The sequence below is a fragment of the Methylocaldum marinum genome (assembly GCF_003584645.1).
GTDB classification, from domain to species: Bacteria; Pseudomonadota; Gammaproteobacteria; order Methylococcales; family Methylococcaceae; genus Methylocaldum; species Methylocaldum marinum.
In genome coordinates this window covers 1,014,126-1,039,918 of record NZ_AP017928.1, presented here as the reverse complement: position 1 = coordinate 1,039,918, position 25,793 = coordinate 1,014,126, and the positions used below count along the sequence as shown (strand labels likewise).

The window sequence follows — 25,793 nt, the reverse complement described above, 5'->3', positions numbered from 1 at the left end:
AGTTTAGCCGTCAAAATATCGTCGTCAACGGACCGTCTTTTCAACCAAAATTCGATAGACGTCAATTCAGCGAGCCGGAAATAGCGGTATAAGCTATTTTTATCCGGTTAGGGCTCGCGAGTCGCCAATCGGCGACACAAATATTAGCATGGCAGGACCGAGACGCGGGAATAACGTGTATACTTTTGGCAACAATCGATTTATGTATCAAGGCGAATTTTTTAATGGCCAAGTTAACGCTGACTTTCAAAGGCCAATCTCTCCAGACGATCACGCTTAAGCCCGGCGAGATCAGGATCGGCCGCGATCCGTCTAATGCTCTGCATATAGATAGTTTGGCCGTTGCTCCTGTGCATGCGATTATCGAGTCCACCGGAGAGCAGACCATCATTCGCGAAGTCGACGTCGAATTTCCCGTTTTCGTCAATGGCAAGAAAGTTGTCGAGCATGCACTCGGTCATGGCGACAAAATCACCATCGGAAAACATGTGGTTTTCTACAACAAGGACGATATTTTCGGATCGGAACGGCTTGAGGATCTTGAACAGGAGCCGGAAGTTTGGACGGAAACCGACGCCAAATATTTCAACGGCAGCCTGCAAGTGTTGAGCGGACGGCAGATCGGACTGGTCATACCGTTGAAGAAATCCCTGGTTCGCCTCGGAAAAGAAGGATCCGGGGTAGTCGTCATCGCGAAGCGCAAGAACGGGTACTTTATCTCGCCTTTGGCGGAGGGTACGTCCCTGAGTGTCAACGACCAACCCGTAAAGGATGAAGCCGTGCTGTTGAATGACGGCGATCTCATCAAGGTCAATGAATCCCTGATGCAATTTTTTCAAGAGTAACTGCTCGGAGCCGATTAATGCCCAGCATCAGGCGTTCGGAAAAACGCCACTTTCATCGCATAGCCCATGATGCGCCTGCGACACTCTTTCACAAAGACGAAGGCTTTCCATGCAAGATCGCGGACCTGTCCCTTAAGGGCTGTCTCGTCGAGCTCGATACCGACCTTCCCATGGATGCCGGCGAAATTTACGAGCTTCGCATCGACCTGAACGGAACGGTTCGAATCCTGATGGGAGTATCCCTGGCCCACCGTAGCGGAAAGAAAATCGGCCTCGTTTGCCGGGAAATCGACCTGGACAGTATCGCTGCGCTGAAACGCTTGGTCGAACTGAATTTGGGCGACGAGGAACTGCTTGAGCGTGATTTGCAGGCTTTGGCCTCGAGTTCGAACGATTGAGTCGTGCGACTACAGCGCGGCCAAAGCGTCACGCAGGCTTTTCACCGGTACTATCTCCAGATTCTTTATCCCGCCTTTCGAGATATTTTTGGGGGGCGCCAGGGCATGAGTAAAACCGTGTTTTGCGGCTTCCTTCAGTCGCTCCTCGCCGTTTTGAACCGGTCGGATTTCACCATTGAGCCCCAACTCTCCGAACACTATCCAGTCCTTCGGAATCGGACGATCCCGGTAGCTGGACACGACCGCCAAGGCCACCGCGAGATCTCCCGCGGTTTCGGTAAGCCGTAGCCCGCCCACCATATTGACGAAAACATCCTGGTTGAACAGCGGGATGCCTCCATGTCTGTGGAGCACCGCCAGCAGCATGGCCAGCCGATTCTGTTCCATCCCGACGGCGACCCGGCGCGGCGTCGGCGAGTGGGATTCGTCCACCAGTGCCTGAACTTCCACCAGCAGCGGTCGACTGCCTTCGCGCATGACCATCACCACGCTTCCGGGCGCCTCTTCGTCACTTCGCGACAAGAACAGTGCCGACGGATTCCGGACTTCCCTGAGCCCGGTCTCCGTCATGGCAAACACGCCCAACTCGTTGACCGCGCCGAAACGGTTCTTGAAGGCGCGAATGACCCGGAATCGGCTGCTCGAATCGCCCTCGAAATAAAGAACGGTGTCGACCATGTGCTCCAGCACGCGGGGCCCCGCCAGAGCGCCTTCCTTGGTGACATGACCCACCAGAAAGACCGTCGTCGGCGTCTGTTTGGCGTAGCGGACCAATTGCGCGGCGCACTCCCTCACCTGGGCCACGGAACCCGGCGCGGACTGCAGGACTTCGCTGAAAGTGGTTTGAATCGAATCGATGACCAGAACGTCCGGCCGGCTCTCCGAGGTGACTGAGAGAATTCGCTCCAGCGAGGTTTCGGCGATGATCTGTACACCGGCGCAGGCGAGCCTCAGCCGCTTGGCGCGGAGGCTTACCTGCCGGATGGATTCTTCCCCGGTCACATAAAGTACCCGCTGGTGTTTGCTCAAGGCGGTGAGCGTCTGCAGCAACAGTGTCGATTTGCCGATACCGGGATCGCCGCCGATCAGAATGGCGGAGCCGGTAACCAGCCCGCCTCCCAAAACCCTGTCGAACTCTTCGATGCCGGTCGGCGTTCGAAGGATTTCCTCGGCTTCGACTTCCGCAAGCGAAACGGGAGACGCGCTTTCTCCGGCTCCGGCATATCCGGCGAACCGCGAAGCAACCGGCGCCCCCCGATCCTCCACGCCTTCCACCATGGAATTCCAAGCCGTGCAGGCCGGACACTGCCCGGACCATTTGGTTTGGGCGTGACCGCACTCCGTGCAGCGAAATACGATCTTTCGATCTTTAGCACGGCTTACTGCCACGGTTCGCCTCCGCCGGCCAAGGATTTTACAAACCGACACAGATGCCCGACAGTATCGCGAAAGCGGAACTCGGGGTCGCTGATCAAAGCCGGCGCACGGCGCATGTATCGGAACGTCTCTTGTTTTTGCCCGGGCGGCGCTGGAAAAAAGTGTTCGGAAATCAACTTATTCATGATCGATTTAAGACCCGTAAAATTCGACGGCAGTTCACGGTCGATATACGATGCGGTAAATCGCGCCGGCCTTATCATCGGATACCAGAATTGCCCCGTCAGGCATCTCCAGAATATCCACCGGCCGACCGAGCACCTTGCCATCGGGTTTTAACCAGCCGTCGGCAAAAACTTTATCGCCTATCGGTTTGCCATCCTGAAATTCAACGACGACGACACGATAGCCGATCGGTGTGCTTCGGTTCCATGAACCGTGCTGAGCGACGAACAATCGGCCTCGGTATTCGGCCGGAAATTGCTCGCCGCGATAAAAGCGCACACCCAGCGGCGCGACATGCGCCGGATATGCCCATGCGGGCGGTTCGAACTCTGCGCAGGATTTGTCCTTGCCGAAAGACGGATCGGGAATATCCTTGCCGTGGCAGTACGGGAATCCGAAATGAAGCCCCGGCTTCGGCGCGTGATTCAGTTCGTCGGGCGGCCTGTCATCTCCCAGCCAATCGCGTCCGTTGTCGTTCAGCCACAGCTCTTTTGTATCCGGGTGCCAGTCGAAACCGACGGAATTGCGTAGCCCTCGAGCGTAAACCTCGAGGTTGGAACCATCCTTGTCCAGTCGGGTGAGCGTCGCGTAGACCTCCTTCTCCGAAAGACAAACATTGCACGGTGCGCCTACCGGGGTGTAAAGCTTCCCGTCGGGTCCAACGCGGAGATATTTCCAGCCGTGGTGAACGTCCTCGGGGAAACGGTCGAAAACGACCTCCGGTTTCGGAGGATTCGACAACGAACGCGCGATGCCCTTGAACTTCAGGATGCGTGGAACCTCGGCGACATACAGGTCACCGTCGGCAAAGGCGACGCCGTTCGGCATGTTCAAGTCGGAAGCCAGCACGTACACCTGTTCGGCTTTGCCATCCCCGTCCCCATCACGTACGGCGTAGACCTTACCTTCTTCCATAGTGCCCGCGTAGACGGTGCCGTCGCTCCCCAAGGCCAAAGACCTGGCGTTTGGCGTCCGGTCGGTATAGATCGAGATGTGAAAACCGGGAGGGAGCTTAATCTCGCTGAGCAATCCCTCGGCGCGGTTGTCGCTGCAGGCGGTCAGGCCGAGCGCAAGCATTGCGAGCTTTAGCCAAGAATGTTTCTGTACGTTCATGACATCTCCCTCGATGAACCGAACGGATGATACGGAGGTTGTTGGGCAAAAATGTACAAATGGCAAACCACTTGATTTTTAACGCTTCGCCTCCAAATATGGTAACACTCAGGAAATTTCACAGGTTATCGAAAACCATGCGCATATTTCTCTTTCTGCTTACTAATGCCGCAGTACTGCTGCTAATCAGTATCGTCTTTCACGTTCTGGGGCTGGGCGATTTTCTCAGCCGGCGCGGGGTTCACATGAATCTCGACGGCTTGCTGCTGATGTCCGCCCTCATCGGCATGAGCGGTTCCTTCATCTCGCTGATGATGTCGAAATGGATGGCCAAGCAATCCATGGGTGTGTACGTTATCGAGCAGCCGGCCAATCAGACTGAGCAGTGGCTGGTCGAGACGGTCCACCGCCATGCACGGCAAGCGGGCATCGGCATGCCCGAGGTCGGTATTTTCGATTCCCCGGAACCCAACGCCTTCGCGACCGGCATGAACAAGAACGACGCTCTTGTGGCTGTCAGTACCGGCCTCATGCGGCACATGAACACCGATGAGGTGGAGGCCGTGCTGGGACATGAGATCAGCCACGTAGCCAATGGCGATATGGTTACCCTAGGGCTCATTCAGGGCGTGGTAAACACTTTCGTCTACTTTTTTGCCTCGATCGCAGGACATCTCATCGACCGCGTCGTGTTCCGTTCGGAAGACGACCGTGGCGGCTATGGACCCGCCTATTTTTTGACGCAAATCGTCGCGCAAGTATTCCTCTCCATCCTTGCGACGATGGTAGTCATGTGGTTCTCGCGCTGGCGCGAGTTTCGCGCCGACGCCGGCGGCGCCCGGCTGGCCGGTCAGAGCAAGATGCTCGGGGCGCTGCAGGCCTTGCAGCGTGCTCATGACCATAGAGATCTACCGGGCGAATTCGCGGCTTTCGGCATCAACGGCGGTTTGGGCTACGGCTTCAAGAAGCTCTTCATGAGTCACCCGCCCCTGGAAGAACGCATCGCCGCGCTTCAGAATCTGCGTTAACGTAAAGTGCCCTACCCGCCTGCTCAAGGAATTCCTACGGGCGGGCTTTTTTTGTTGACCAGCGGTGCTACAGTCATGAACGATGAATGGGCGAATCTACTGAGAGAAAGCCGTGCAAACCCTAAGCTGCCGCTAACGGCTACACGCAACGCATTCTGCGGTCTGGCCGATTTAGGCTTGTTGCGGGTTTGCGGAGATGACGCGGGAATTTTCCTGCAGGGTCAATCGACCTGCGATGTTGCCGCACTGAAACCCGGCGAGTCTCGTCCCGGTGCCTTTTGCAATGCCAAAGGCCGAGTGATTGCAAACTTCAACATGATTCGACAGGGCGAATGCTATTACCTTGTCTTGCCGGCCGATCTGGCCGAGACCATACGCAAGCACCTTAGAATTTTTGTCCTGAGATCGAAGGTTTCCATAGAGAATCTGACGCCGCGCCGAGGATTCATCGGCCTCTTCGGAGCCGGTGTCACGCTTCCCGAGGGTTCTGTTTCAGACCAAAGCGGCAACGTTTTGACCATGCCCGTCGGCCAACTTGCCGAACGCACTCTGATTGCCGCCGAAACTGCGACGGCCAGGCGAATATGGCAGTATCTCCAGTCGTCACCGGATTACGTGCCGGTCAGCCCCAGTGCCTGGCGCTTAAAGAATATCGAAGAAGGGCTTCCGGGCGGAACGCGGGCGACTAGCGAGGAGTTCCTGCCGCAAATGCTAAATCTCGATCTTCTCGGCGGCATCAGTTATCGCAAGGGCTGCTATACGGGCCAGGAAGTCGTGGCGCGCACGCACTTTCTCGGACATCTTAAGCGCCGAATGTTCCGACTCCGCACGTTCGGCGATCGCGAACCGGGACCGGGCGACCCGCTCTATCAGGGGGACGTTGCGGAAGGGCAGCGCATCGGGCTTGTCGTTACAGCAGCACCGGAGTCGGAGCAGGCATTTCAACTGCTGGCGGTTCTGCCACTCGACCGGACCCGAAGTACTTCGCTCCGACTCTTTCGACCCGATGGTCCCGCCGTCGAATTTCTGACTATGCCCTATACTTTCGACGTTCCATAACCGAAATCCGCGTAGAGTTGTGTCAACATGGATCTCAGAAACGAGCAGGTTTTTCTCGATTACATCAAAGCCGCTATCGAGAACGATAAGTTGCAACTGCCGACGATCCCGGAAGTCGCTCTCAAGGTGCGCCAGGTGATCAGCAAGGACAATGTATCGGACGCCGAGATAGCAAGAACGATTTCATCCGATCCGGCGCTTTCCGCACGGCTCCTGCACGTTGCCAACAGCCCGCTCTACCGTGCGAGACAGAAAATCGACAGTCTTCAGGCCGCCATCACCCGAATGGGACACAATACCATCCGCAGTTTGGTGGTAAACCTGGCGATAAAACAGGTTTTCAGGCCTTCTTCCTTTTTGTTGGAAAGCCACTTCCACGACATCTGGCAACATAGCCTGAACGTGGCGGCGGTAAGCCGAGCCCTGGCGCTGCGTGCCCGTCCGCTGGATCCTGACCAGGCCATGCTTGCCGGACTCATCCATCAGATCGGTAAACTGCCGATTCTCACCCTGGCGGAAAAATTTCCCGAATTGCTGGAAGATCAGTCCGTGCTGGAAAGCCATCTCGACAATTTGCATACGCAGATCGGCAAGATCATCATGGAAACCTGGGATCTTCCAGATGGTTTGAGCCGGGCAGCCTGGGAATACAGAAATTTCCGCCGGCTCGCCAGCCCCGCTCCGGATTACGTGGACCTGGTGCAGGTCGCCTACCTGGAAAGCATCATGGGCCAGAGGCCAGCACCCGACGTTGCTCTATCGGAAGTTCCGGCCTTCACCAGGCTCGGGCTGGATCCCGCAATCGAAGTTCTGGAGATCGAAGGGGTCGCGCTCGAAGTCGAAGAGGCCCAGCAATTGTTTGCCTAAAGCCGGAAGATGCGGTAGCGCGCACCGAGCCGATGGTTTCAAGTCGCATGAGGCGGTGCAGACGCCAGCCATTCGTGCCATACCGCCATGCCTACCGCCAGTATGACGGGCCCCAGGAATAAACCGATAAAGCCGAAGCTGGCCAATCCCCCCAGGACTCCGAACATCACCACCACGAACGGAATTCGGGTGGTGCGGCTGATGACGAGTGGGCGGACCAGATTGTCAATCCAGCTCACCACCAGCGACCCCCAAAGGAACAATACCACTCCTGCCCAGTAATCGCCGTTAAGCACGAGCCACAGGCTGGTGCCCGCCCAAACCGCCACTGTCCCGAACGGGATCAGTGCGAAAAACGAGGTAAATGCGGCAAGCAGGACCGGCGCCCTTATACCGACGATCCAGTACCCAATTCCAGCCATGACCCCTTGGGCTATGGCTGTCAGTACGATCCCGTAAACGACCGCCTTAATCGTGACTTCGGCGGTGGAAAGGTACTCGTCCGCGCGTTCGCCCAAAGCCAGCAGCAAGCCCTGGCGGACCTCGTAAATCAAGCGCTGGCCGTCGCGGTAGACGAAAAACATCAAGAATACGGTGAAGAAAAGTTTTGCGCCCAGGTAGCCGACGCCTTCCACCATGCCCAGGACTTTTCCGGAAAGCCCGGTGAGCCAGGGCAGCACGTACCGCCGCATCAAGCCCTGCAAGTCCTCGAACTGATCAAATATGAACTGGAGCTCGGCACCGATAATGGGAATTCGGCCGAGCCATGCGGGCAGTTCCGGCTTTTGGTCCAGCCAGGCGGGAAGGCGCAGAAAAAACTCGACCATTTCGGCCTGAAGAACGATGGTCAGCCCGATGAACGGAATAACCAGCAGAGCCGCAAGGAGCAAAGTCATGCCGAGCGCGCTGAGGCTGTTGCGCCCTTCCAGTATGCGGGTAAACCGGACGTGGAGAGGCCATGTCGCATAAACCAGGATCACGGCCCAGCCGATCGGCTCCAGGAAAGCGCTCATGACCTGAAAGATCAAGAACAGTAGTGCGCTCAGGAAAAAGCCGAGTGTGATTACGTGCAGAACTCTGTTGATGGCGACTTTCTCCGCGGCGTTAGTTCATCCTGCGGGCGTTGAATAACCCGCCGTCGGTCGACGATCCCTTGGCGACGCCCCCCTGGCCGAAAGCATGGACTGACTTAATCCTGCCAACGAACCCATGCCTTCGGCAAACCTTCTGCGACAATAATGCGCCGGCACATCCGTATGGACTGACCCCATGCAAACGAGACGTCAAACCGGACAAAAATCAGGACGGCTCTTGATAGCCGCCTTCGCGGCAGGATACGAAGAAACGTCGCAATTCCCCATCGAGTCGAAGCGCCGTCAATTCTCCGCCCCAGAGGCAGCCGGTGTCGATACTGTAAACGCCGTCGCCCGCATAAAACCCGAGCGTCGACCAGTGACCGAAAACGAATCGAGCATCGGTGCTTTTCCGCCCCGGCACCTTGAACCACGGCATCAGATGGGGCGGTTGTGTGCCGGGGGCGCCTTTCTCCTTGAAATCGGTGTGCCCGTAGCGATCGCAGTAGCGGACACGGGTAAAACAATTGGTAATGAAACGCAGCCGCTCCCAAGCCTGCAAGGTTTCCGACCAGAGATCGGGCTGATCGCCGTACATATGCCGAAACAGCTCGACGAAACCCTCTCCCCGCAGACAGTCCTCCACCTCCCCGGCATGGCGCTCGGCATCCTCGGCGCTCCACTGTGGCGGCAAGCCGGCGTGAATCAGGTAAAATCCGTTCTCCCGATGCAGCAACGGGCGATGACGCAGCCAAGCCAGAAGAATATCCCGGTCGGGAGCGCACAGGACATCGGCGAAGGTATCCTTGCGCTTTGTCGACGACACGCCGTGCGCCACCGCGAGAAGATGCAGGTCGTGATTGCCGAGCACGCTGACCGCCCCGTCGCCCAGGGATCGTATGAACCGCAAGGTCTCCAGCGACTGCGGGCCGCGGTTGACCAGGTCACCGGTGAACCAGAGCCGGTCCGCGGCCGGGTCGAAACGGATCCGCTCCAAAAGGCGCTGTAGTTCGGCGAAGCAGCCTTGGACGTCGCCTATTGCATATATGGCCATCTGATCAGTGCAAGGTGCGTGGAATCGCCAAGGTAAATGACGGTATTTCGGCATCAAAATGCTGTCCGTCGTCGGCAACCATCTGGTATTCGCCGTGCATCGTGCCTACCGGCGTTTCGATCATAGCGGCACTGGTATAGCGGAACGATTCGCCCGGAGAAAGATGAGGCTGTTCGCCTACGACCCCTTCGCCGCGGACTTCCTGTACCTTTCCGTGCGCGTCGGTGATGATCCAGTGGCGGGACACCAATTTGGCCGGTATGTCGCCCGCGTTGTGGATAGTGATGGTATAAGCGAATACGTAGCGGTTCGATTCCGGTGACGACTCCGCTTCCAGATAATCGGTTACTGCGTCGATAGCGATACGATATTTGTTGTTCATGGTGTGGACTATGGTTACGGACAGATGTTTTTTGCCGATAGTTTAAACGGTAGAGCGTCCTTCAAATACCCTCGGCAAACGTGTACGCGTTCGATCGCGGCTGCGACGGGTGGCGTACCTCGCCCGATTCGGGAAATTACGCCAACATCTTTCGGATCAAACCGGATTTCGCTATGTTAAAAAAAGCCCTGTTCGCTCTCCTACTGTTCGCTTGGGCAATCGCTGCGCTCGCGGAAGATCGGAATCAAGCCTTGTTCGCCGCCGCGGCATCCGGGCAGCTCGAACGACTGGATTCGCTCCTGGAACGAGGCGCGGATGTCAACAGCCGGAACAGCGCCGGCCGCACCCCGCTGATGGCGGCTGCGTTCTCCGGCAATGTCCGGGTAATCAGAAAGCTGTTGGCTTTCGGCGCCGATCCCAACGTGATGGACCAAAGAGGCGTAACCGCGCTGGCGGAAGCCTCCGCGCAAGGTTACGAGGAAGCCGTCAAGGCATTGATCGCCGGTGGAGCGGACGTTTTCGCCAAGGAAAAATCCGGGCTTACCCTTATCGAAAGGGCAAGAAAAAGCGGTCATGAGCGGATTGCGGCGATACTGGAAAAAGCGGCAATGATTAAACCCGTCTCGGCAGGCACTACGGATGACGAATCTTCCGCAGACAAAAAACCGAACGATTTCAATAACTAAACGGACAGAAGAACCAAGAGGACAGGATCGTGCACATTCATATTTTGGGCATTTGCGGTACGTTTATGGGTGGCTTGGCAATCATGGCCAAGCAGATGGGCCATCACGTCACAGGGTCCGATCAAAACGTTTATCCTCCCATGAGCACCCAACTCGAGGAGCAAGGCATCGCGCTCATGAAGGGCTACAGCCCGGCGAATCTGGAGCCGGCTCCCGATCTGGTCGTTGTAGGCAATGCCATATCGCGGGGCAATCCGGAAATTGAAGCGGTTCTCAATCGAGGGTTGGCTTATACTTCCGGTCCACAGTGGCTTTACTGTTACGTGCTGAAAAGCGCCTGGGTGCTGGCGGTAGCCGGAACCCACGGCAAAACTACCACGTCCAGCATGCTTGCGTGGATTCTCGAAAGCGCGGGACTCAAGCCCGGGTTTTTGATCGGAGGCGTTCCGCTCAACTTCGGCTTGTCGGCACGTCTCGGCGACGGCCGGTTCTTCGTCGTCGAAGCCGATGAGTACGACACGGCATTTTTCGATAAACGCTCCAAGTTCGTACATTACCGTCCACGCACAGCCGTCCTCAATAACCTCGAATTCGACCACGCCGATATCTTTTCCGACCTGGCGTCTATCCAGCGCCAGTTTCACCATTTGATACGCAGCATTCCCGGAAACGGTCTCGTCATTGCGCCGGAGATGGATGAAAACCTTGGCGAGGTGCTGCAAATGGGCTGCTGGACACCGGTCGAAAAAACCATACTGGAACAACGCTCCGAGAACGCGGTATGGCAGGCCGACCTGCTGGCGCCGGACGGCAGCCGGTTCGGGCTTAACCACGGCGGGCGGCCGTGCGGGATCGTGGAATGGAACCTGACGGGTCGCCACAACGTAATGAACGCGCTTTCCGCTATCGCCGCGGCACATCACGCGGGCGTCAGCCCCGAAGAAGCCGCGGTTGCGCTGAGTTCATTCAAGAACGTCCGCCGCCGTCTCGAGGTACGGGCATGTATCGACGGGATCACGCTTTACGACGATTTCGCCCATCACCCCACGGCCATCGCTACGACACTGGAAGGCCTGCGCGCCCGCGTCCATAACGCACGCATCATCGCCGTTCTGGAACCCAGGTCCAATACGATGCGCATGGGCGTTCATGCGGACACGTTGGCCGAGTCCCTAAAAACCGCCGATCAGTCCATCATATTCCAGCCCGAAGACCTCGGCTGGGACGCGGAGCAGGCAATCCGGGGCGCCAAGCGTGTCGCCGTATACCGATCGCTCGATGCCATTATCGATCGACTGACCAAGGACACTCGCCCCGGAGATCACGTGGTTTTCATGAGTAATGGGAGCTTCGGCGGAATTCACCAGAAAGTCGAAGACGCATTGCGCGCAGCCTTCGTCGGGAGCGCTGCTCTCTCGGTCGGCGCATGAGAGCTCCGCACGAAGTGCCGTTTGACATGCCGGCTTGCCAATGAGGCCGGTTGGCACCGGTACGAACTGTTGCGTAGTTCCGGATAGAACCAATGATTGTCCAATCGAAACTATTGGATATGGACATTGAGAGCCCATCTCGGTAAACCGTTCGCCCTGAGCCTGTCGAAGGGTGGAACGTACTGAGATGGGCTCTTAGTCTCGTCGTTTCACGGCGATTCATGAAGCGGGAGCATCGCAACACGTAACGGGTGCGACGTTCAGAGGTACGGAACACTTTGCATCGAAGGAACGAAACGTGTCGCCCTGCATGAATGACCGACATCGTCCCCGAAAATCGCCTCTGGCGGCGTTCGTTCTCGCGAGCGTTCTCGAGCTTGGCGTTTTTGGCGGCTGCCGGGAAGAACGGGGCCTAGGCGAATTTCGGCAGGCTCCGCCGGCGGGACAAACGCCTACCGGCGCGCCCATGGTCGATTTGCGGCCCGGCCCCGAGATGCCGGAGCTGCCGCGGTCCCGAAATCCCTTCGCCGGAGACCGCCAGGCCATCGCCGACGGCGAAGAGCTTTGGAACTGGTTCAACTGCTCCGGCTGTCATGCCGGTGGCGGCGGTGGAATCGGGCCGCCGCTCATGGATGATGAGTGGATCTACGGCCGGCACGACGACAACCTGTTCGCCAGCATCGTCGAGGGCCGGCCAAACGGCATGCCGGCTTACGGCGGGCGGATTACCGACGTGCAGATCTGGCAACTCATCGCCTATATCCGTACCCTGCAGCCCGAGTATGCACCGGCCGGCACCCCGGAGCCGCGCCGTCGCGAGTCGGAGGACGAAAACGGGAAATCTCCCGGCGAGCAGGAACGATGAACAAAGGCGCATGGAATCCGAGCCGGAGCGGGGGAGCACGATGCCGGATGAAGCGGGTCGTCCTTCCGATTTTCGTCTTGCTGTTCGGCGGCTGTTCCGGGGTTCAGGATGCCACCAATCCGGTCAGCCCACAGGCGCGAATGCTGGCCGACCTCTGGTGGGCCATGTGTATCGTGGCCACGCTGATTCTGCTGGCGGTCATGGTCGCGCTTCTGACGGGCGTTTGGCGCTCGCGGGGCCGACGCGGGGAAGCGCCCCTGAATCGGCGCCAGAGCCGCAATCTGGTGCTGGCCGGCGGCGTGACCCTGCCGGCTATCGTACTCCCGATGGTTTTGATTTCCAGCGTGACCATCCACGGCAAACTGGCGTCCGGTCCGCCGGACGACGCGCTGACCGTGGAGGTGATCGGACGCCGCTGGTGGTGGGAGATCCGTTACCTTGACAAAGGGAATAGAGCGGTCGCGGTCACCGCCAACGAAATCCATATCCCGGTCGGACGGCCGGTGAAATTTTTGCTCAGGTCAAGGGATGTCATCCACAGTTTCTGGGTCCCCAATCTTGCCGGCAAGGTGGACCTGATACCGGGCCAGACCAATACCGCCTGGCTCACCGCCGACCGTGCCGGGGCGTTTCGAGGCCAATGCGCGGAGTTCTGCGGCGTACAGCATACGAACATGGCGTTTTGGGTGGTGGCCGAGCCGCCCGAGATCTTTTCGAACTGGCTGGCGCGGGAAAGCGGGCCGGCGATCGAACCCTTGGATCCGGTCGTCGCGAGGGGACAGCAGGTCTTTCTCTCATCGGCCTGTACGATGTGTCACGCAATCCGCGGCACCGCCGCCCGCGGTCAAGTCGCGCCGGATCTGACCCATTTGGCCAGCCGGAGAACACTGGCGGCGGGCATCCTGCCCAACAACCGGGGTAATCTGGCCGGCTGGATTCTCGATCCCCAGCATATCAAGCCGGGAAACAGGATGCCTCCCATCAATTTCGACGCCGACAGCCTGCATCCCTTGTTGAGTTATCTGGAGAGCCTGAGATGAAACGCGGATTTCACACGCGGCCGCCGACAAGGGATTGCCGGCCTACGAAGCTTGGCGCTTGTTCCGGTCTACCCGCTTGCGCCCGAAGCAGGTCGGGAATCCTTTCCCGACAGCCTCGGGACAGGCTCTATGTTCGCGACAAGACGAAATGGGCGTGCCCATGACCACCAGGACTGAAACGGACCGGCCGGGAGTCACGGAACAGGCGTCGGAGCGACCGGCGATGTCTCGCAAGGCGCAGGAACTCGACCGGACCTGGTATTCCGCGTCGGGCTTCGTCGGCTGGTTCACCCAGGTGAACCACCGCATCATCGGCACGCGCTTCATCGTGACTTCCTTCATTTTTTTCCTGATGGCGGGAATCGAAGCGCTGCTTCTGAGAACCCAGCTCGCGGTGCCGGAAAACTCGTTTCTCACGCCCGATCACTTCAACCAGCTTTTCACCATGCACGGCTCGAGCATGATGTTTTTCTTCGCCGTGCCCATGATGGAAGGACTGGGTATCTACGTCGTGCCGCTCATGATCGGGACCCGCGACATGGCTTTTCCCCGCCTGAACGCTTTCGGCTATTACGTCTACCTGATCGCCGGAGTGACGCTCTACGCCGCGGGCTTTCTGGGCCATGCGCCGGACGGCGGCTGGTTCGCCTACGTGCCGCTGACCTTGCCCCAATATTCGCCCGGACTCGGTCTGGACTTCTGGGCGACGATGATCACGTTCATCGAAATCTCCGCGCTGGTGGCGGCGGTGGAACTGATCGTCACCGTATTCAAGCAGCGCGCACCGGGCATGTCGCTCAACCGGATGCCCTTGTTCGTATGGGCCATGCTGGTGACCATGTTCATGATCGTGTTCGCGATGCCGCCCTTGATGGTGGGCAGCGTCATGCTGGCCTTGGACCGCACTGTGAGCACCCATTTTTTCATGCCTTCAGGAGGGGGCGAGCCGCTGCTCTGGCAGCATCTCTTCTGGTTCTTCGGCCACCCGGAGGTCTACATCATCCTGGTGCCGGCGCTCGGCGTCATCTCCTCCATCGTCGTGACCTTCGCGCGGCGGCCGATCTTCGGCTATACCGCCATGGTCCTCTCGGTGGTGTCCATCGGTTTCGTCGCTTTCGGGCTGTGGGTGCACCACATGTTCACGACCGGCCTTCCGGCGCTGGGCGTGAGCTTCTTCACGGCCGCGAGCGTAATGATCGCCGTGCCGAGCGGCGTGCAGATATTCTGTTGGATCGCGACGCTATGGGGAGCGAAGCTGCGGATCGCGACACCGCTATTGTTCGTGCTGGGTTTCTTCTTCATCTTCGTGCTCGGCGGACTGACCGGCGTGATGGTGGCCTCGGTACCGTTCGATACGCAGGTCCACGACACCTATTTCCTGGTCGCGCACTTCCATTATGTCTTGATCGGCGGGGCGGTGTTCCCGGTGTTCGGCGCGATCTACTACTGGTTCCCCAAAATCTTCGGGCGCATGCTGAACGAGACCGCCGGCAAATGGAGTTTCGCGCTGATGTTCGTCGGTTTCAATCTGGGCTTTTTCCCGATGCACCAGCTCGGCTTGCAGGGCATGCCGCGCCGGGTCTACACCTATCTGTTCGACTCGGGGTGGTTCGAATTGAGCCTGCTGGCGACCATAGGCGCGTACGTCTTCGCCCTCGGCGTGCTCGTCACCGCGGTCGACGCCCTGCTGAGTTTCCTGCGAAAACCCGACGCACCGGACAACCCGTGGGGCGGCGATACCCTGGAATGGGCGACGCGTTCACCGCCGCCCAATTACAACTTCGAGGATATTCCCGTGGTGCGCGGCCGTTGGGCGCTATGGGAGCGCGGCGACGAGCCGGCGGGAGCGGTCACGGGACTCCACCCCGGACGACGCGAAGTGCTGGTCACGACGCTGCTCGATGCCGAGCCTCATGCCGTGGCGATTCTGCCGGGACCCACGATCTGGCCTTTCCTTGCCGCCGTCGCGGTGGCGGCGGGATTTCTCGGTTTCATCCGTCATCCGATCTGGTTCCCGATCGGCTTGCTGCTGACCTTCGTCGGATTCGTCGGATGGCTTTGGCCGCGCGCGGTCGGAGGTTCCGCCGAGGAGCAAGTCCGATGAACGCCGAAACCCGCTTCGATGCCGGCGAGCTTCCGCGTCTGCCCGCCGATTACAGAGCGCCCTTGTGGTGGGGCATCGTCGGTCTCATTCTGGTCGAATCGGTGGTGTTCGCCACCCTCATCACCAGCTATTTCTATCTCGGCATCGATCAGCCGGAATGGCCGCCGGCGGGCACCAAGACACCCGATCTGGTCAAACCGACCCTGGGCACGCTGGTGCTGATGGCCAGCAGCCTGCCGATGCACTGGGCGGACCGCGGCATCACCCGAGGCGACCAAACGGCCCTGCGCTGGGGGCTGTTGCTGAGTATCGCGCTAGCGGTGACGTTCTTGGTGCTGAAATACATCGAGTACAGCCAAATGGGGTACCGATGGTATACCCATTCCTACGGCTCCATTGCCTGGACCATCATCGGCTTTCACAGCACCCACGTGATCGCGCTGATCCTGAAAACGGTGGTGGTCAGCGCTCTCGCATGGATAGGCTATTTCAGCGAACGGCGCAGCCTGGCGGTGGTGGTCAACGGGATTTACTGGCACTTCGTGGTGGTAGTCTGGATACCGCTGTACGCCACGCTGTACTGGGTGCCACGAATTCTCAAGTGAGGTCTGAAAATGGTGGCGCAAGCCGATGCGGAACGCTATTTCTCGAAGCCCAGCGGTATCGCCGCGCTGTGGGCCGGTCTGCTCGCGGGTCCCGCCGCCTGGGCCTTGCACCTTCAAACCAGTTACAGCATCACGCCTTTCTTCCACGGCCCCGGGTCGACTCTGGCCCTGTATCTGGTGACTTTGGCGGCCCTGGCGATCGCCGCGGCCGGCGGCTTGATCGCCAGGCGGAATTGGCAAAGGGCGGGGGCCGCATGGCCCGGCGGAGAAGGCGGGGTGATCGCGCGGAGCCGCTTCATGGCGCTCTCCGGGATGATCATCAGCGCCTATTTCTTCGTGATCATCCTGGCGCAGGCCGTTCCGATCATGATTCTGCGCTCGTGAGGCCGGCCATGGCACGTCACCATATTGTAACCGTATTTTCTTCCCTGCTCTCGGCGTTCGGCGTCCCCGCATTAGCACAGGCTCACGACGGAAGTTCAGGGAGTTCGTCGATTCCCGGTTTTCAGTGGACGGCCTGGAATTTCGAGCCTTGGGTTTTATTCTGTCTTGCGCTGTCGGCCGGGTTGTTCACGGCCGGCTTGCGGCGGCTGTGGCCGAAAGTCGGCGCGGGCCGTCGGATGCTCGTCCGAAAAGCGCTGGCTTATACCGGGGGATGGCTGTTCGTCGCCATGGCGCTGGTCTCGCCTTTGGACCCGCTTTCCGATGTGCTGTTTTCGGCACACATGGTCCAGCACGAGATCCTGATACTACTCGCCGCGCCGCTGCTGGTACTGAGCCGTCCGATTGCCGTTGCCCTGTGGGCGTTTCCGCGCGGGTGGCGGAGATTTCTGGTGAGGTTTTTCAGCACCGGCTGGATCGGCCGCTTCTGGCGTCGCGCGACGGCGCCCTTCGCCGCCTGGGCAATACACGGTTTCGTCATCTGGACCTGGCACGCGCCGGTCTTTTTTCAGGCGGCGCTGAGACATGAGGACGTGCACACGCTGCAGCATCTGAGCTTTTTCGTTTCGGCACTGGTGTTCTGGTGGGCGATCATCCGCGGCGGCGAAGGGGCGAGAGGGTACGGGGCCGGGGTGCTATACGTGTTCTCCACGACGGTGCATACCAGCCTGCTCGGAGCGCTACTGACCTTCAGCCGCCAGCCGTGGTATCCGGCCTACGGCGGCTCGGCGGCGGCCGGATTGAGCGCGCTCGAGGATCAGCAGCTCGCGGGACTCATCATGTGGGTTCCCGCCGGCGCGATCTATCTGCTCATCGCCCTCGGGATGTTCGCCGCCTGGCTGGAAGCGGTCGGAAAAAGCGCGGGCGGCGCGGCAGTACGCTTCAGGGCCCCGCTGCCGAGAGGATAATGTCGTCGAGTACCGTCGAAACGATGAAGCCTTGATTTCGGCCATGGCCAAAACAAGCCTTCGATTGACGTTTCCGCCGTAGGATGGGTAGAGCGAAGCGAAACCCATCGGTGATGGGACGGGCTACAGCCTCGCGGCTGACCCGCCCTACGTGGAATGCGTCCGAGCGGAACGGGGCGTAATACAAGGAGGATTCGACATGGAGCAGCTAAAAACCGGTCAGAGTCCTGTGGCCTATGCTTTGCCCGGCAAGATCGGAATGATGTTGATCGCGCTCGGCGGTCTGGCCGGATGGCCGGGAGTCGGGTCGAGCCAGGTTCCCGAATCCGGGGCCCAAATGCAAGCCGTTCCGCCTGCCGAGGCGGAGGACGGCCAATGGACCATGCCGGCCAAGAACCATGCGAGCACCCGTTATAGCGGGCTCGACCAGATCACGCCCGGGAACGTCAAGGATCTCAAGCTCGCCTGGTCCTTTTCGACCGGCCTGAATAAGGGGCACGAGGCGGCGCCGCTGGTGATCGGCGATACGATGTACGTGGTCACGCCTTATCCCAATATTCTCTACGCGCTGGATCTCAAGGAAAAGCCGGGCGCGATGAAATGGAAATTCGAGCCGAAGCCGGCCGCTGCGGCGCAAGGGGTCGCCTGCTGCGATGTGGTCAACCGCGGTGCGGCCTACGCCGACGGCAAGATTTTTTTCAACACCCTCGACAACCATACTTTCGCGGTGGATGCGAAGACCGGAAAACAGGTCTGGAAGACTAAGCTCGGCGATATCAACCGGGGCGAAACCATGACCATGGCCCCTCTGGTGGTGAAGGGCAAGGTGCTGGTGGGCAACAGCGGCGGCGAATTCGGCGTGCGCGGCTGGCTCACGGCGCTGGACGCCGATACCGGAAGAATCGCCTGGCGGGCCTATACGACGGGTCCCGACAAGGACGTGCTGATCGGCCCGGAATTCAAGGCTTTCTATCCGGACGACAACGGCAAGGACCTGGGCGTCACGACCTGGCCGCCCGATCAGTGGAAGATCGGCGGCGGGGCCGTGTGGGGCTGGATTTCGTACGACCCGGAGCTGGATTTGATCTATTACGGCACCAGCAATCCCAGCCCGTGGAACTCGGAAATGCGGCCCGGCGACAACAAATGGACCTGCGGCATCTTCGCTCGCCGTCCCGCGACGGGCGCGGCGGTATGGGCCTACCAGTGGAGCCCGCACGATCTCTACGACTACGACGGGGTCAACGAGAACATCCTGGTCGATCTGCCGGTCGACGGCAGGGTTCGGAAGCTGCTTTTGCGCGCGGAGCGCAACGGCTATGTCTATGTCATGGACCGTGCTACCGGGGAAATCCTGTCGGCCGACCCGTTCGTGCCGACCAACGTCACCCGCGGCATCGATCTCGAGACCGGAAGGCCCATTCACGTCGACGAAAAGAAACCGCAGACGGGAAAAACCGTTACTGACATCTGCCCCGCGCCGCCCGGCGCCAAGGACTGGCAGCCCGCGGCCTGGTCGCCGCGGACGGAGCTACTCTACCTTCCGCACAATAACCTCTGCATGGACATCGAGGGATTGGAGGCGAACTATCTCGCCGGCACGCCCTACGTGGGGGCACGGGTGCACATGCACGCTGGACCCGGCGGGCGTCGCGGCGAGTTCACCGCCTGGGATCCCCTGAAACGGCAGGCCGTATGGAAGATCAAGGAGAAGTTCCCGGTGTGGAGCGGTGCGGTGGCGACCGCCGGCGACGTGGTGTTCTATGGCACCATGGACCGCTGGTTCAAGGCGGTGCACGCCCGCACCGGCGAGGTCTTGTGGCAGTTTCAGGTCGGCTCCGGCATCATCGGGCAGCCGGTGACTTACCGGGGACCCGACGGCAAGCAATATGTCGCGGTGCTGGCCGGCGTCGGCGGCTGGTCGGGTGCCATCGTGTCGGGCGGGCTGGACCCGCGCGACGGCACCGGCGCGCTCGGCTTTGTCAACGCCATGAAGGACTTGCCGGAACACACTACCCCGGGAGGGACGCTGTATGTCTTCGCCCTCCCGTAATGGCGTAGCGGTGCGTCCGGGAAACGGGATCGCCACGGTTTTCGTGTTGTGCCTGCTTGGAGCGTGCGCAGGCGGGAAGGAATCCGAAGTCATCGCCCTGACCGGCGGCAACCCGGAGCGGGGAAAGGCCGCCATCCGCGCCTACGGCTGCCCATCCTGCCATACTATCCCCGGCGTATTCGGCGCGGATGGCCTGGTGGGGCCTCCTCTCGGCGGAATCGCCAAGCGGGTCGCCATCGCGGGCGTTCTACCGAACACCCCGGAAAATATGATCCGGTGGCTGCAGAATCCTCCGGCCGTCAACCCCAAGACCTTGATGCCGAACATGAATATCCCGGAATCCGACGCGCGTGACATCGCGAGCTATCTCTACACGCTGGTCGATTGAAACGCGCGTGTGGCGGTATTGCCGGCTGTGGATCGTGCTTCTTTTGTGCGGATGCGCCGCCGAGTCTCGGTTAGCGGATGAATCCGGCGAAACCGGCGTCCATCCGGCGGCATCGTTTGGTCTGCAATTCGAGAATTTTCCGATCCGGTCTCAGGGAGCCCAATATGTAGGTCGGCGGTCCCTTCCCAATCGCGAACGGCATCTCCGGGAGCGCCAGTACAGCCTTTCCGACAAAGTCCTTTGCCGAACCGATAAGTCGGCAAGGGATTGCCGACCTACGTGCTTCCCGCCCGACACGAATCCGTATACCGGGATGAAAAACGCACTAGGCGAGGCGGGGCCGCTGCGGACGGCGGAGGGCTTGAATTGGAGCTCGGTGCTCGGCAAGGCCTACGCCGTCAGTTTTGGGAAAAGCGCCTTGCGCGGAGAGCGCTTCGGGCTTTTTACGAGCTCCGGGTTCCGTTTCGCCACCGGGCGGTGCACGGATTGTCCGGTGCCCGAGGCGGCGCTCTGGTATTTTCGCGACGAACTCATCGCCGTTCCGGATGGACTTCGACCGATCACCGGCACGGCGCTTTTCGAGCCGGAGCGGAACGAACTGCCTCATCCGCCGCTGGTCTGGATCGGCGCTCCCGAGACCGTCGAACACGCGACCCTGTCCGAAGACGGACGGTTTATCCGCGCACCGGCGGGTGAGATCGCGTTTGCGGTAACCCCGGCGATTCCCACCAATCGGGCCTATCTCGATCACGCCACCGTGGCTTTTCTTGCGAAACGGCCGCTGCGCATGCGAGGCGTCACGCTGAGCCATCGGGGGGCTCCGGTTTTCGTCGCCCGGACAATCTGGCCGGAAGATACCCGCATCGACATCGCCGGAGCCCGATTCGAGCCATTGAAAGAGCGGGAAACCTTAACCACCTTGATCCGCGCACAGACCGGGGGCGTAACCGGCACATTCGCCGCGTGGGTGTTATGGGAGCGTCACCTGGGACAGCCCCGCCGCTGGGCGGGCCGCCCGGTGCTCGCCTTCGTGCTCGACGGCGCCCAGGGCGACGACGACGGCGCGCACGGCGGTCATCTCGCGCCCGCCACCGGGATATTGGGGCCGCAAGGAGAATGGAGCGACTGGCTGGCCGCCAACTTCTATCCCATAGACGACAAAAACGCAAAAGGCATACTCTCGGCCATGGTGCCGATGGATAATTACCTCGCGGACCTGAACAGCGGCCAGGCCTGGTACCGCCCGAACTACATGCTCGTCGCGGTCATGCGCGACTCCCGAATTCCGCGCCGGGTGCAAGCCGCCTTGCAACAGGTCCTACACGGTTATTACTGCCATGTCATCGGCTACGACCGGGCCTCCAACAACAGCACCGCCCTGGTCATCGATCCCTTGCGCTGGCTGGGCTGGCACATTCCGGACACCGGCCCGACCGGTTATCTCGCCGCCGCGGCCGCTTTTCCCGTGGCGGCTCTGATCCAGATGAGTCTTTCCGGCGGCAGGGACGTGTTTCGCATGCTCGCCGCGGAGAAGACCCGGCTCGTCCCCAGAGAGGCCTTCGAGGCGATCGGCCATGACCTGCTCGATCTCGTCGAGAGAAGCGTTCCGACGCGAAAGCTGACCTCGTTCGAGCGCATGCTCGCGGCCGATACCGAAGCGGTGTTGTTTGTCCGGATACCGCAGATTCCGTCCGACCGCCGCTTCGGAACCTATCCGGCGGGTTCCCTGACGGAACTGGCCGGCCGGGTGCCGTGGAGCCGGAATGAATGGGAAACCGCGCCGGATCCCGGCGAACAGCCTTTCCCTGAACGGTTGCAAGGTTCGTGCAGGTGAGCAGCGACCGATTCGCCGACGTGCTTTCGGGCACGGCATGGGGGGCATATCCGCCCCGAACAGGGGAAAAGACAGAAATCGGTCGAAACGAGAACACTACAGTACAGCAGAGCAATCAGATGGAACCCCTGAACTGGAACTGGAGCGAATTTCTGACTCACGTACTCAAGCTTGCAGGAGCGTTCGTACTCGCCCTGCCGGTCGCTCTGGAGCGCGAAAGAGCGACCCGCACCTTGGGATTACGGACTTTCCCTCTGGTCGCACTAGCGAGTTGCGCTTACATCTTGGTCGGGGAGTCGGTCGCCGGTACCGCTCAGGATGCGCAGGCCCGCATCATTTCGGGATTGATGACAGGTATCGGCTTCATCGGCGGCGGAGCGATTTTGAAGACGTCGACTGGTGTCCGGGGAACGGCCACGGCCGCTAGTCTCTGGTCGACCGGCGCAATTGGCGCTTCGGTCGCTCATGGCCTATACGAGATCGCCGTGCTGATCAGCGCGATCAATTTTCTGACTTTGCAGTTTCTGACGTCGATCGAGCGTCGAATGGGCAAAAAGCAGCTGGCGGATTTGGAGGACTCTTGACGCGCAGCGTGGCGCTTCCGGTGTGTTCGCTCACCCGGGACCGGCCATCGCTCGTTTCCCGGCGGCAAGCCAGCCCCGTGCGTTCCGGGGGCAATCATCCGGCGCGGCCTCGGGCTGCCCGAAAGCACGAGGTTCAAGGCCGAACGCACGCCGATGGGTTCTCGGCCTAGTCATCGGACACCCTCGCCAATTCGTCCATCAAGGCGGGGGCCGGTCCGGGCCCCCGCTCGCGTCTCCGCGCCAACTTCGCTCGGATGACCACGTAGAACACCGGCGTCATGAACAGACCGAACACGGTTACCCCAAGCATGCCGGAGAAGACGGTAATGCCCATGATCCGGCGCACCTCGGCCCCGGCGCCGTGCGAGAAAACCAGGGGGACGACGCCGGCGATGAAGGCCACCGAGGTCATGACGATCGGCCGCAACCGCAGCCGGCTCGCCTCGATGGCCGCCGCGACGGCGCCGCGGCCTTGGTGTTCGAGCTCGCGCGCGAACTCGACGATGAGGATCGCGTTCTTGCAGGCGAGTCCCATCAGCACCACCAGCCCGATCTGTACGAAGATGTTGTTGTCGCCCCCGGTCAGCCATACGCCGAACAGCGCCGAGAGGAGACACATGGGCACGATCAGGATGACCGCCAGGGGCAGCGTCCAGCTCTCGTAGAGCGCGGCCAGTACCAGGAATACCAATAACACGCACAGCGGAAACACGACTTTATTGGCATTGCCCTCGTGGACCTGCTGATAGCTCAAATCGGTCCAGTCGAAACTCGTGCCGGCCGGAAGCACCCGGGGCGCCAGGGCGGCGATGGTGGCGATGACTTCGTTCGAGGACATGATTCTGGGGTCGGCCTCGCCGATGAGGTCCGCGGCGGGGTAGCCGTTGTAGCGGATCACGGGGTCGGGACCGTAGGTCTGACCGACCGCCACGATGCTGCCGATCGGCACCATCTCCCCGGCCTGGTTGCGGGCGCGCAGCGAAAGGACGTCCTCGGGCTGATCGCGGAACCGGGCGTCGGCCTGCGCATAGACTTGATAGGTGCGGCCGAAGCGGTTGAAGTCGTTTACGTAGCTGGAACCGAGATAGATCTGCAGGGTTTCGAACACCTCGTTCAGGGACAAGCCGTGTCGCTTCGCCTTGGTGCGGTCGACATCGACCGTCAGCTGCGGCACGTTGGCCTGATAAGAGCTGATGGGAAACCCCATCCCCGGCACCGCCGAAAGCGCGCCGGCGAGCCCGTGGACCGCATGCTGCAATTCGCCGTAGCCGAGACCTGCACGGTCCTGGACATAGAGCGAAAAGCCGGACCCGGTGCCGAGGCCGAGTATCGGCGGCGGCATGATCGCGAACGCGAACGCCTCCTGGATCGAGGAAAATTTACCCATCAGCTCGCCGACGATATCGGGTGCCGGGCGCTGCCGCTGATCGAACCCTTCCAGACCGAAGAAAATCGTGCCGACGTTGGGCGTGTTGCTGAACTGCAGGGCATTGAGCCCCGGGAACGCCACGGCATCGTGAACCCCTTCGGTGGACAAGGCCATTTCGCTCATGGTGCGCACCACCGCTTCCGTGCGATCGAGCGAAGCGCCTTCCGGCAACTTGACGCCGCCTATGAGATACAGCTTGTCCTGGGTCGGGATGAAGCCGCCCGGAACCGCCTGGAAGCTCAACCAGGTCAGGCCGATGAGACCGCCGTAGAGCACCAGAATCCGACCGCTTCGGCGCAAGATTCCGACCACGACGCCGGCGTAAGCCTCGGCGCTGTGCAGAAAACCTCGGTTAAAGGGTCGAAACAGCCAGCCGAACAGCGTGTTGAGCACCCGCGTCGCCGCATCGGGCGCCGCGCCGTGCCGCTTGAGCAGCGTCGCCGCCAGTGCCGGCGACAGGGTCAGCGAGTTTATTGCCGAAATGACCGTGGAGATGGCGATGGCCACGGCAAACTGACGGTAGAACTGGCCGGTCACGCCGGAGAGGAAGGACATCGGCACGAAAACCGCCGTCAGTACCAGTGCGATGGCGATGATGGGGCCGCTGACCTCACGCATGGCCTGATGAGCCGCCGCTCGCGGAGCGAGTCCGTTGGCGATGTTGCGCTCCACGTTCTCGACCACGACGATGGCGTCGTCCACCACGATGCCGATGGCCAGCACCAGGCCGAACAGCGTGAGCGTGTTGATGGAAAAGCCGAACAACAGCAGCACCGCGAAGGTGCTGACGATCGAAACGGGTACCGCGAGCAGCGGAATGATCGAGGCGCGCCAGGTCTGCAGGAACAGTATGACCACCACGACCACCAGGAACACGGCCTCGAACAGCGTCTGCACGACCGCCTTGATCGAATCGCGCACGAACACCGTCGGGTCGTAGACCACGTCCCAAGTCACCCCCTCGGGGAAGAAACGTTCCAGCTCGCGCATCTTGGCCCGCACGCTATCGGAGAGCGCGATGGCGTTCGAGCCGGGCGCCTGGAAAATCGCGACCGCCACTGCCTGCTGATTATTGAGCAGCGAGCGCAGCGCATATTCCGAGGCGCCGAGTTCGATCCGCGCCACGTCGCGCAAGCGGGTGATCTCGCCGCCGGCCCCGGTCTTGACCACGATATCGCCGAACTCATCCTCGGTCACCAGCCGCCCCTGGGCATTGATCGACAGCGTGAAATCACTGATGCGCGGCTGCGGCGGGCCGCCTATCGTTCCCGCCGAGACCTGCACGTTTTGCTCGCGGATGGCCCGGGTCACGTCGCCCGCCGCCATGTCGCGCGCGGCGACCTTGTCCGGATCGAGCCAGATACGCATCGAATAGTCGCCGCCGCCGAACACCATTGCCTGGCCCACGCCCGGCAGGCGCGCGAGTTCGTCCTTGACGTGCAGCGTGGCGTAGTTGCGCAGATACAGAGTGTCGTACTTCTGGTTCGGCGAAAGCAGATGTACCACCATGGTCAGATTGGGCGACTGCTTCTCGGTGGTGACGCCGAGCCGGCGCACATCCTCCGGAAGCCGCGGCAATGCCTGGTTGACCCGGTTCTGGACCTGTACCTGGGCGAGATCGACTTCGGTGCCCGGCGTGAAGGTAACCGTCAGGTACATCACGCCATCGGAGCCCGCCACGGATTTCATGTACATCATGTGTTCCACCCCGTTCATGGCCTCTTCGAGCGGAGTGGCAACGGTCTCGGCGATGACCTTGGGGTTGGCGCCCGGATAGACCGCGCGCACCTGCACCGAAGGTGGCACCACGTCGGGATACTCGGCCACCGGAAGCAAGGGGATCGCGATCAAGCCGACGACGAACAGGAGGATGGACAAGACCGCCGCGAAAATCGGGCGGTCGATGAAGAAGGCGGAAAAGTCCCTCATGCGCTCGGCTCCCGGTTCCGGTTGGCGGGGGGGTGCTCATCCCCGGCGTTCAGCTTTAGACCCGGCGGAGGCGGAG

At 60.7% G+C, this 25,793-nt stretch carries 23 protein-coding genes; 17 read left to right on the top strand and 6 right to left on the bottom strand.

Annotated features, from left to right (window positions below; all coding sequences use genetic code 11):
- Positions 1-224 precede the first annotated feature (224 nt).
- Complete coding sequence (locus sS8_RS04570; protein ID WP_119628615.1) at positions 225-845, top strand: FHA domain-containing protein; 621 nt, start codon at positions 225-227, stop codon at positions 843-845.
- A gap of 17 nt (positions 846-862) precedes the next feature.
- The gene (locus sS8_RS04565) at positions 863-1,243 is read left to right on the top strand and encodes a PilZ domain-containing protein (RefSeq protein WP_119628614.1); all 381 of its coding nucleotides are present in this window, start codon (positions 863-865) and stop codon (positions 1,241-1,243) included.
- Between the two features lie 9 nt (positions 1,244-1,252).
- On the opposite strand, the gene radA is transcribed toward sS8_RS04565, so the two are convergent.
- Both radA and sS8_RS04550 read right to left on the bottom strand, forming a co-directional pair.
- Positions 1,253-2,632, bottom strand: coding sequence for a DNA repair protein RadA (gene radA / locus sS8_RS04560; RefSeq protein WP_269461490.1), 1,380 nt, complete (start codon positions 2,630-2,632; stop codon positions 1,253-1,255).
- A gap of 207 nt (positions 2,633-2,839) precedes the next feature.
- The gene (locus sS8_RS04550) at positions 2,840-3,958 is read right to left on the bottom strand and encodes a PQQ-dependent sugar dehydrogenase (RefSeq protein WP_119628612.1); all 1,119 of its coding nucleotides are present in this window, start codon (positions 3,956-3,958) and stop codon (positions 2,840-2,842) included.
- 137 nt (positions 3,959-4,095) lie between these two features.
- Between sS8_RS04550 and htpX the strand changes: the two genes are divergently transcribed.
- The 3 genes from htpX to sS8_RS04535 all read left to right on the top strand — a co-directional run bounded on the left by htpX (position 4,096) and on the right by sS8_RS04535 (position 6,912).
- The gene (gene htpX / locus sS8_RS04545) at positions 4,096-4,986 is read left to right on the top strand and encodes a protease HtpX (protein WP_119628611.1); all 891 of its coding nucleotides are present in this window, start codon (positions 4,096-4,098) and stop codon (positions 4,984-4,986) included.
- Between the two features lie 75 nt (positions 4,987-5,061).
- Positions 5,062-6,045, top strand: coding sequence for a CAF17-like 4Fe-4S cluster assembly/insertion protein YgfZ (gene ygfZ / locus sS8_RS04540; protein WP_119628610.1), 984 nt, complete (start codon positions 5,062-5,064; stop codon positions 6,043-6,045).
- A gap of 27 nt (positions 6,046-6,072) precedes the next feature.
- Complete coding sequence (locus sS8_RS04535) at positions 6,073-6,912, top strand: HDOD domain-containing protein (protein WP_119628609.1); 840 nt, start codon at positions 6,073-6,075, stop codon at positions 6,910-6,912.
- A 38-nt stretch (positions 6,913-6,950) separates the two neighbouring features.
- On the opposite strand, the gene sS8_RS04530 is transcribed toward sS8_RS04535, so the two are convergent.
- The 3 genes from sS8_RS04530 to apaG form a co-directional block, all read right to left on the bottom strand.
- Complete coding sequence (locus sS8_RS04530) at positions 6,951-7,958, bottom strand: AI-2E family transporter (protein ID WP_269461529.1); 1,008 nt, start codon at positions 7,956-7,958, stop codon at positions 6,951-6,953.
- 253 nt (positions 7,959-8,211) lie between these two features.
- Positions 8,212-9,039: a symmetrical bis(5'-nucleosyl)-tetraphosphatase gene (locus sS8_RS04525; protein WP_119628607.1), complete on the bottom strand. Its 828-nt coding sequence runs from the start codon at positions 9,037-9,039 to the stop codon at positions 8,212-8,214.
- Between the two features lie 4 nt (positions 9,040-9,043).
- Entirely contained in the window at positions 9,044-9,421 is a 378-nt protein-coding gene (gene apaG, locus sS8_RS04520) for a Co2+/Mg2+ efflux protein ApaG (RefSeq protein ID WP_119628606.1), read from the bottom strand.
- A 173-nt stretch (positions 9,422-9,594) separates the two neighbouring features.
- On the opposite strand from apaG, the gene sS8_RS04515 reads away from it, so the two are divergent.
- From sS8_RS04515 to sS8_RS04465, 12 genes are all read left to right on the top strand, one after another.
- Positions 9,595-10,107, top strand: coding sequence for an ankyrin repeat domain-containing protein (locus sS8_RS04515; RefSeq protein WP_145986412.1), 513 nt, complete (start codon positions 9,595-9,597; stop codon positions 10,105-10,107).
- A gap of 29 nt (positions 10,108-10,136) precedes the next feature.
- Positions 10,137-11,537, top strand: coding sequence for a UDP-N-acetylmuramate:L-alanyl-gamma-D-glutamyl-meso-diaminopimelate ligase (gene mpl, locus sS8_RS04510; protein WP_119628604.1), 1,401 nt, complete (start codon positions 10,137-10,139; stop codon positions 11,535-11,537).
- Between the two features lie 310 nt (positions 11,538-11,847).
- Positions 11,848-12,402: a c-type cytochrome gene (locus sS8_RS04505; RefSeq protein ID WP_197716685.1), complete on the top strand. Its 555-nt coding sequence runs from the start codon at positions 11,848-11,850 to the stop codon at positions 12,400-12,402.
- Positions 12,403-12,449: 47 nt separating this feature from the next.
- The gene (gene coxB, locus sS8_RS04500) at positions 12,450-13,442 is read left to right on the top strand and encodes a cytochrome c oxidase subunit II (protein ID WP_119628603.1); all 993 of its coding nucleotides are present in this window, start codon (positions 12,450-12,452) and stop codon (positions 13,440-13,442) included.
- Between the two features lie 160 nt (positions 13,443-13,602).
- Positions 13,603-15,546 carry a cytochrome c oxidase subunit I gene (ctaD, locus tag sS8_RS04495; RefSeq protein ID WP_170160954.1) on the top strand — a complete coding sequence of 648 codons (1,944 nt, stop codon included), beginning with the start codon at positions 13,603-13,605 and terminating at the stop codon, positions 15,544-15,546.
- Positions 15,543-16,151, top strand: coding sequence for a cytochrome c oxidase subunit 3 (locus sS8_RS04490; protein WP_119628602.1), 609 nt, complete (start codon positions 15,543-15,545; stop codon positions 16,149-16,151). Before ctaD ends, sS8_RS04490 begins: the two co-directional genes overlap by 4 nt.
- A 9-nt stretch (positions 16,152-16,160) precedes the next feature.
- Positions 16,161-16,535 (top strand): hypothetical protein, encoded by a 375-nt coding sequence (locus sS8_RS27945; protein ID WP_170160953.1) that lies wholly within the window; start codon positions 16,161-16,163, stop codon positions 16,533-16,535.
- Between the two features lie 8 nt (positions 16,536-16,543).
- On the top strand, positions 16,544-17,500 hold the full coding sequence (locus sS8_RS27940) for a cytochrome c oxidase assembly protein (RefSeq protein WP_170160952.1): 957 nt from the start codon (positions 16,544-16,546) through the stop codon (positions 17,498-17,500).
- Positions 17,501-17,699: 199 nt separating this feature from the next.
- On the top strand, positions 17,700-19,553 hold the full coding sequence (locus sS8_RS04480; protein WP_119628600.1) for a methanol/ethanol family PQQ-dependent dehydrogenase: 1,854 nt from the start codon (positions 17,700-17,702) through the stop codon (positions 19,551-19,553).
- The gene (locus sS8_RS04475) at positions 19,534-19,941 is read left to right on the top strand and encodes a c-type cytochrome (protein WP_119628599.1); all 408 of its coding nucleotides are present in this window, start codon (positions 19,534-19,536) and stop codon (positions 19,939-19,941) included. The genes sS8_RS04480 and sS8_RS04475 overlap by 20 nt, the downstream gene beginning before the upstream one ends.
- A 313-nt stretch (positions 19,942-20,254) precedes the next feature.
- Positions 20,255-21,775 carry a hypothetical protein gene (locus sS8_RS04470; protein ID WP_119628598.1) on the top strand — a complete coding sequence of 507 codons (1,521 nt, stop codon included), beginning with the start codon at positions 20,255-20,257 and terminating at the stop codon, positions 21,773-21,775.
- A gap of 119 nt (positions 21,776-21,894) precedes the next feature.
- Positions 21,895-22,359: an MgtC/SapB family protein gene (locus tag sS8_RS04465; RefSeq protein WP_119632616.1), complete on the top strand. Its 465-nt coding sequence runs from the start codon at positions 21,895-21,897 to the stop codon at positions 22,357-22,359.
- 166 nt (positions 22,360-22,525) lie between these two features.
- Here sS8_RS04465 and sS8_RS04460 read toward each other — a convergent pair whose 3' ends face one another.
- A complete protein-coding gene (locus sS8_RS04460) occupies positions 22,526-25,717 on the bottom strand; it encodes an efflux RND transporter permease subunit (RefSeq protein ID WP_119628597.1) in 3,192 nt (1,063 codons plus the stop codon).
- Positions 25,718-25,793: the final 76 nt, after the last annotated feature.

Coding starts and splice junctions, on each gene's coding strand:
- htpX (WP_119628611.1), top strand. CDS start 4,096: ATGCGCATATTTCTCTTTCTGCTTACTAATGCCGCAGTACTGCTGCTA.
- sS8_RS04525 (WP_119628607.1), bottom strand. CDS start 9,039: ATGGCCATATATGCAATAGGCGACGTCCAAGGCTGCTTCGCCGAACTA.
- sS8_RS04565 (WP_119628614.1), top strand. CDS start 863: ATGCCCAGCATCAGGCGTTCGGAAAAACGCCACTTTCATCGCATAGCC.
- sS8_RS04570 (WP_119628615.1), top strand. CDS start 225: ATGGCCAAGTTAACGCTGACTTTCAAAGGCCAATCTCTCCAGACGATC.
- sS8_RS04515 (WP_145986412.1), top strand. CDS start 9,595: ATGTTAAAAAAAGCCCTGTTCGCTCTCCTACTGTTCGCTTGGGCAATC.
- sS8_RS04460 (WP_119628597.1), bottom strand. CDS start 25,717: ATGAGGGACTTTTCCGCCTTCTTCATCGACCGCCCGATTTTCGCGGCG.
- sS8_RS04470 (WP_119628598.1), top strand. CDS start 20,255: ATGAAAAACGCACTAGGCGAGGCGGGGCCGCTGCGGACGGCGGAGGGC.
- sS8_RS27940 (WP_170160952.1), top strand. CDS start 16,544: ATGGCACGTCACCATATTGTAACCGTATTTTCTTCCCTGCTCTCGGCG.
- sS8_RS04505 (WP_197716685.1), top strand. CDS start 11,848: ATGAATGACCGACATCGTCCCCGAAAATCGCCTCTGGCGGCGTTCGTT.
- ctaD (WP_170160954.1), top strand. CDS start 13,603: ATGACCACCAGGACTGAAACGGACCGGCCGGGAGTCACGGAACAGGCG.
- sS8_RS04535 (WP_119628609.1), top strand. CDS start 6,073: ATGGATCTCAGAAACGAGCAGGTTTTTCTCGATTACATCAAAGCCGCT.
- sS8_RS27945 (WP_170160953.1), top strand. CDS start 16,161: ATGGTGGCGCAAGCCGATGCGGAACGCTATTTCTCGAAGCCCAGCGGT.
- coxB (WP_119628603.1), top strand. CDS start 12,450: ATGAAGCGGGTCGTCCTTCCGATTTTCGTCTTGCTGTTCGGCGGCTGT.
- apaG (WP_119628606.1), bottom strand. CDS start 9,421: ATGAACAACAAATATCGTATCGCTATCGACGCAGTAACCGATTATCTG.
- sS8_RS04550 (WP_119628612.1), bottom strand. CDS start 3,958: ATGAACGTACAGAAACATTCTTGGCTAAAGCTCGCAATGCTTGCGCTC.
- ygfZ (WP_119628610.1), top strand. CDS start 5,062: ATGAACGATGAATGGGCGAATCTACTGAGAGAAAGCCGTGCAAACCCT.
- sS8_RS04490 (WP_119628602.1), top strand. CDS start 15,543: ATGAACGCCGAAACCCGCTTCGATGCCGGCGAGCTTCCGCGTCTGCCC.
- sS8_RS04475 (WP_119628599.1), top strand. CDS start 19,534: ATGTCTTCGCCCTCCCGTAATGGCGTAGCGGTGCGTCCGGGAAACGGG.
- sS8_RS04480 (WP_119628600.1), top strand. CDS start 17,700: ATGGAGCAGCTAAAAACCGGTCAGAGTCCTGTGGCCTATGCTTTGCCC.
- sS8_RS04465 (WP_119632616.1), top strand. CDS start 21,895: ATGGAACCCCTGAACTGGAACTGGAGCGAATTTCTGACTCACGTACTC.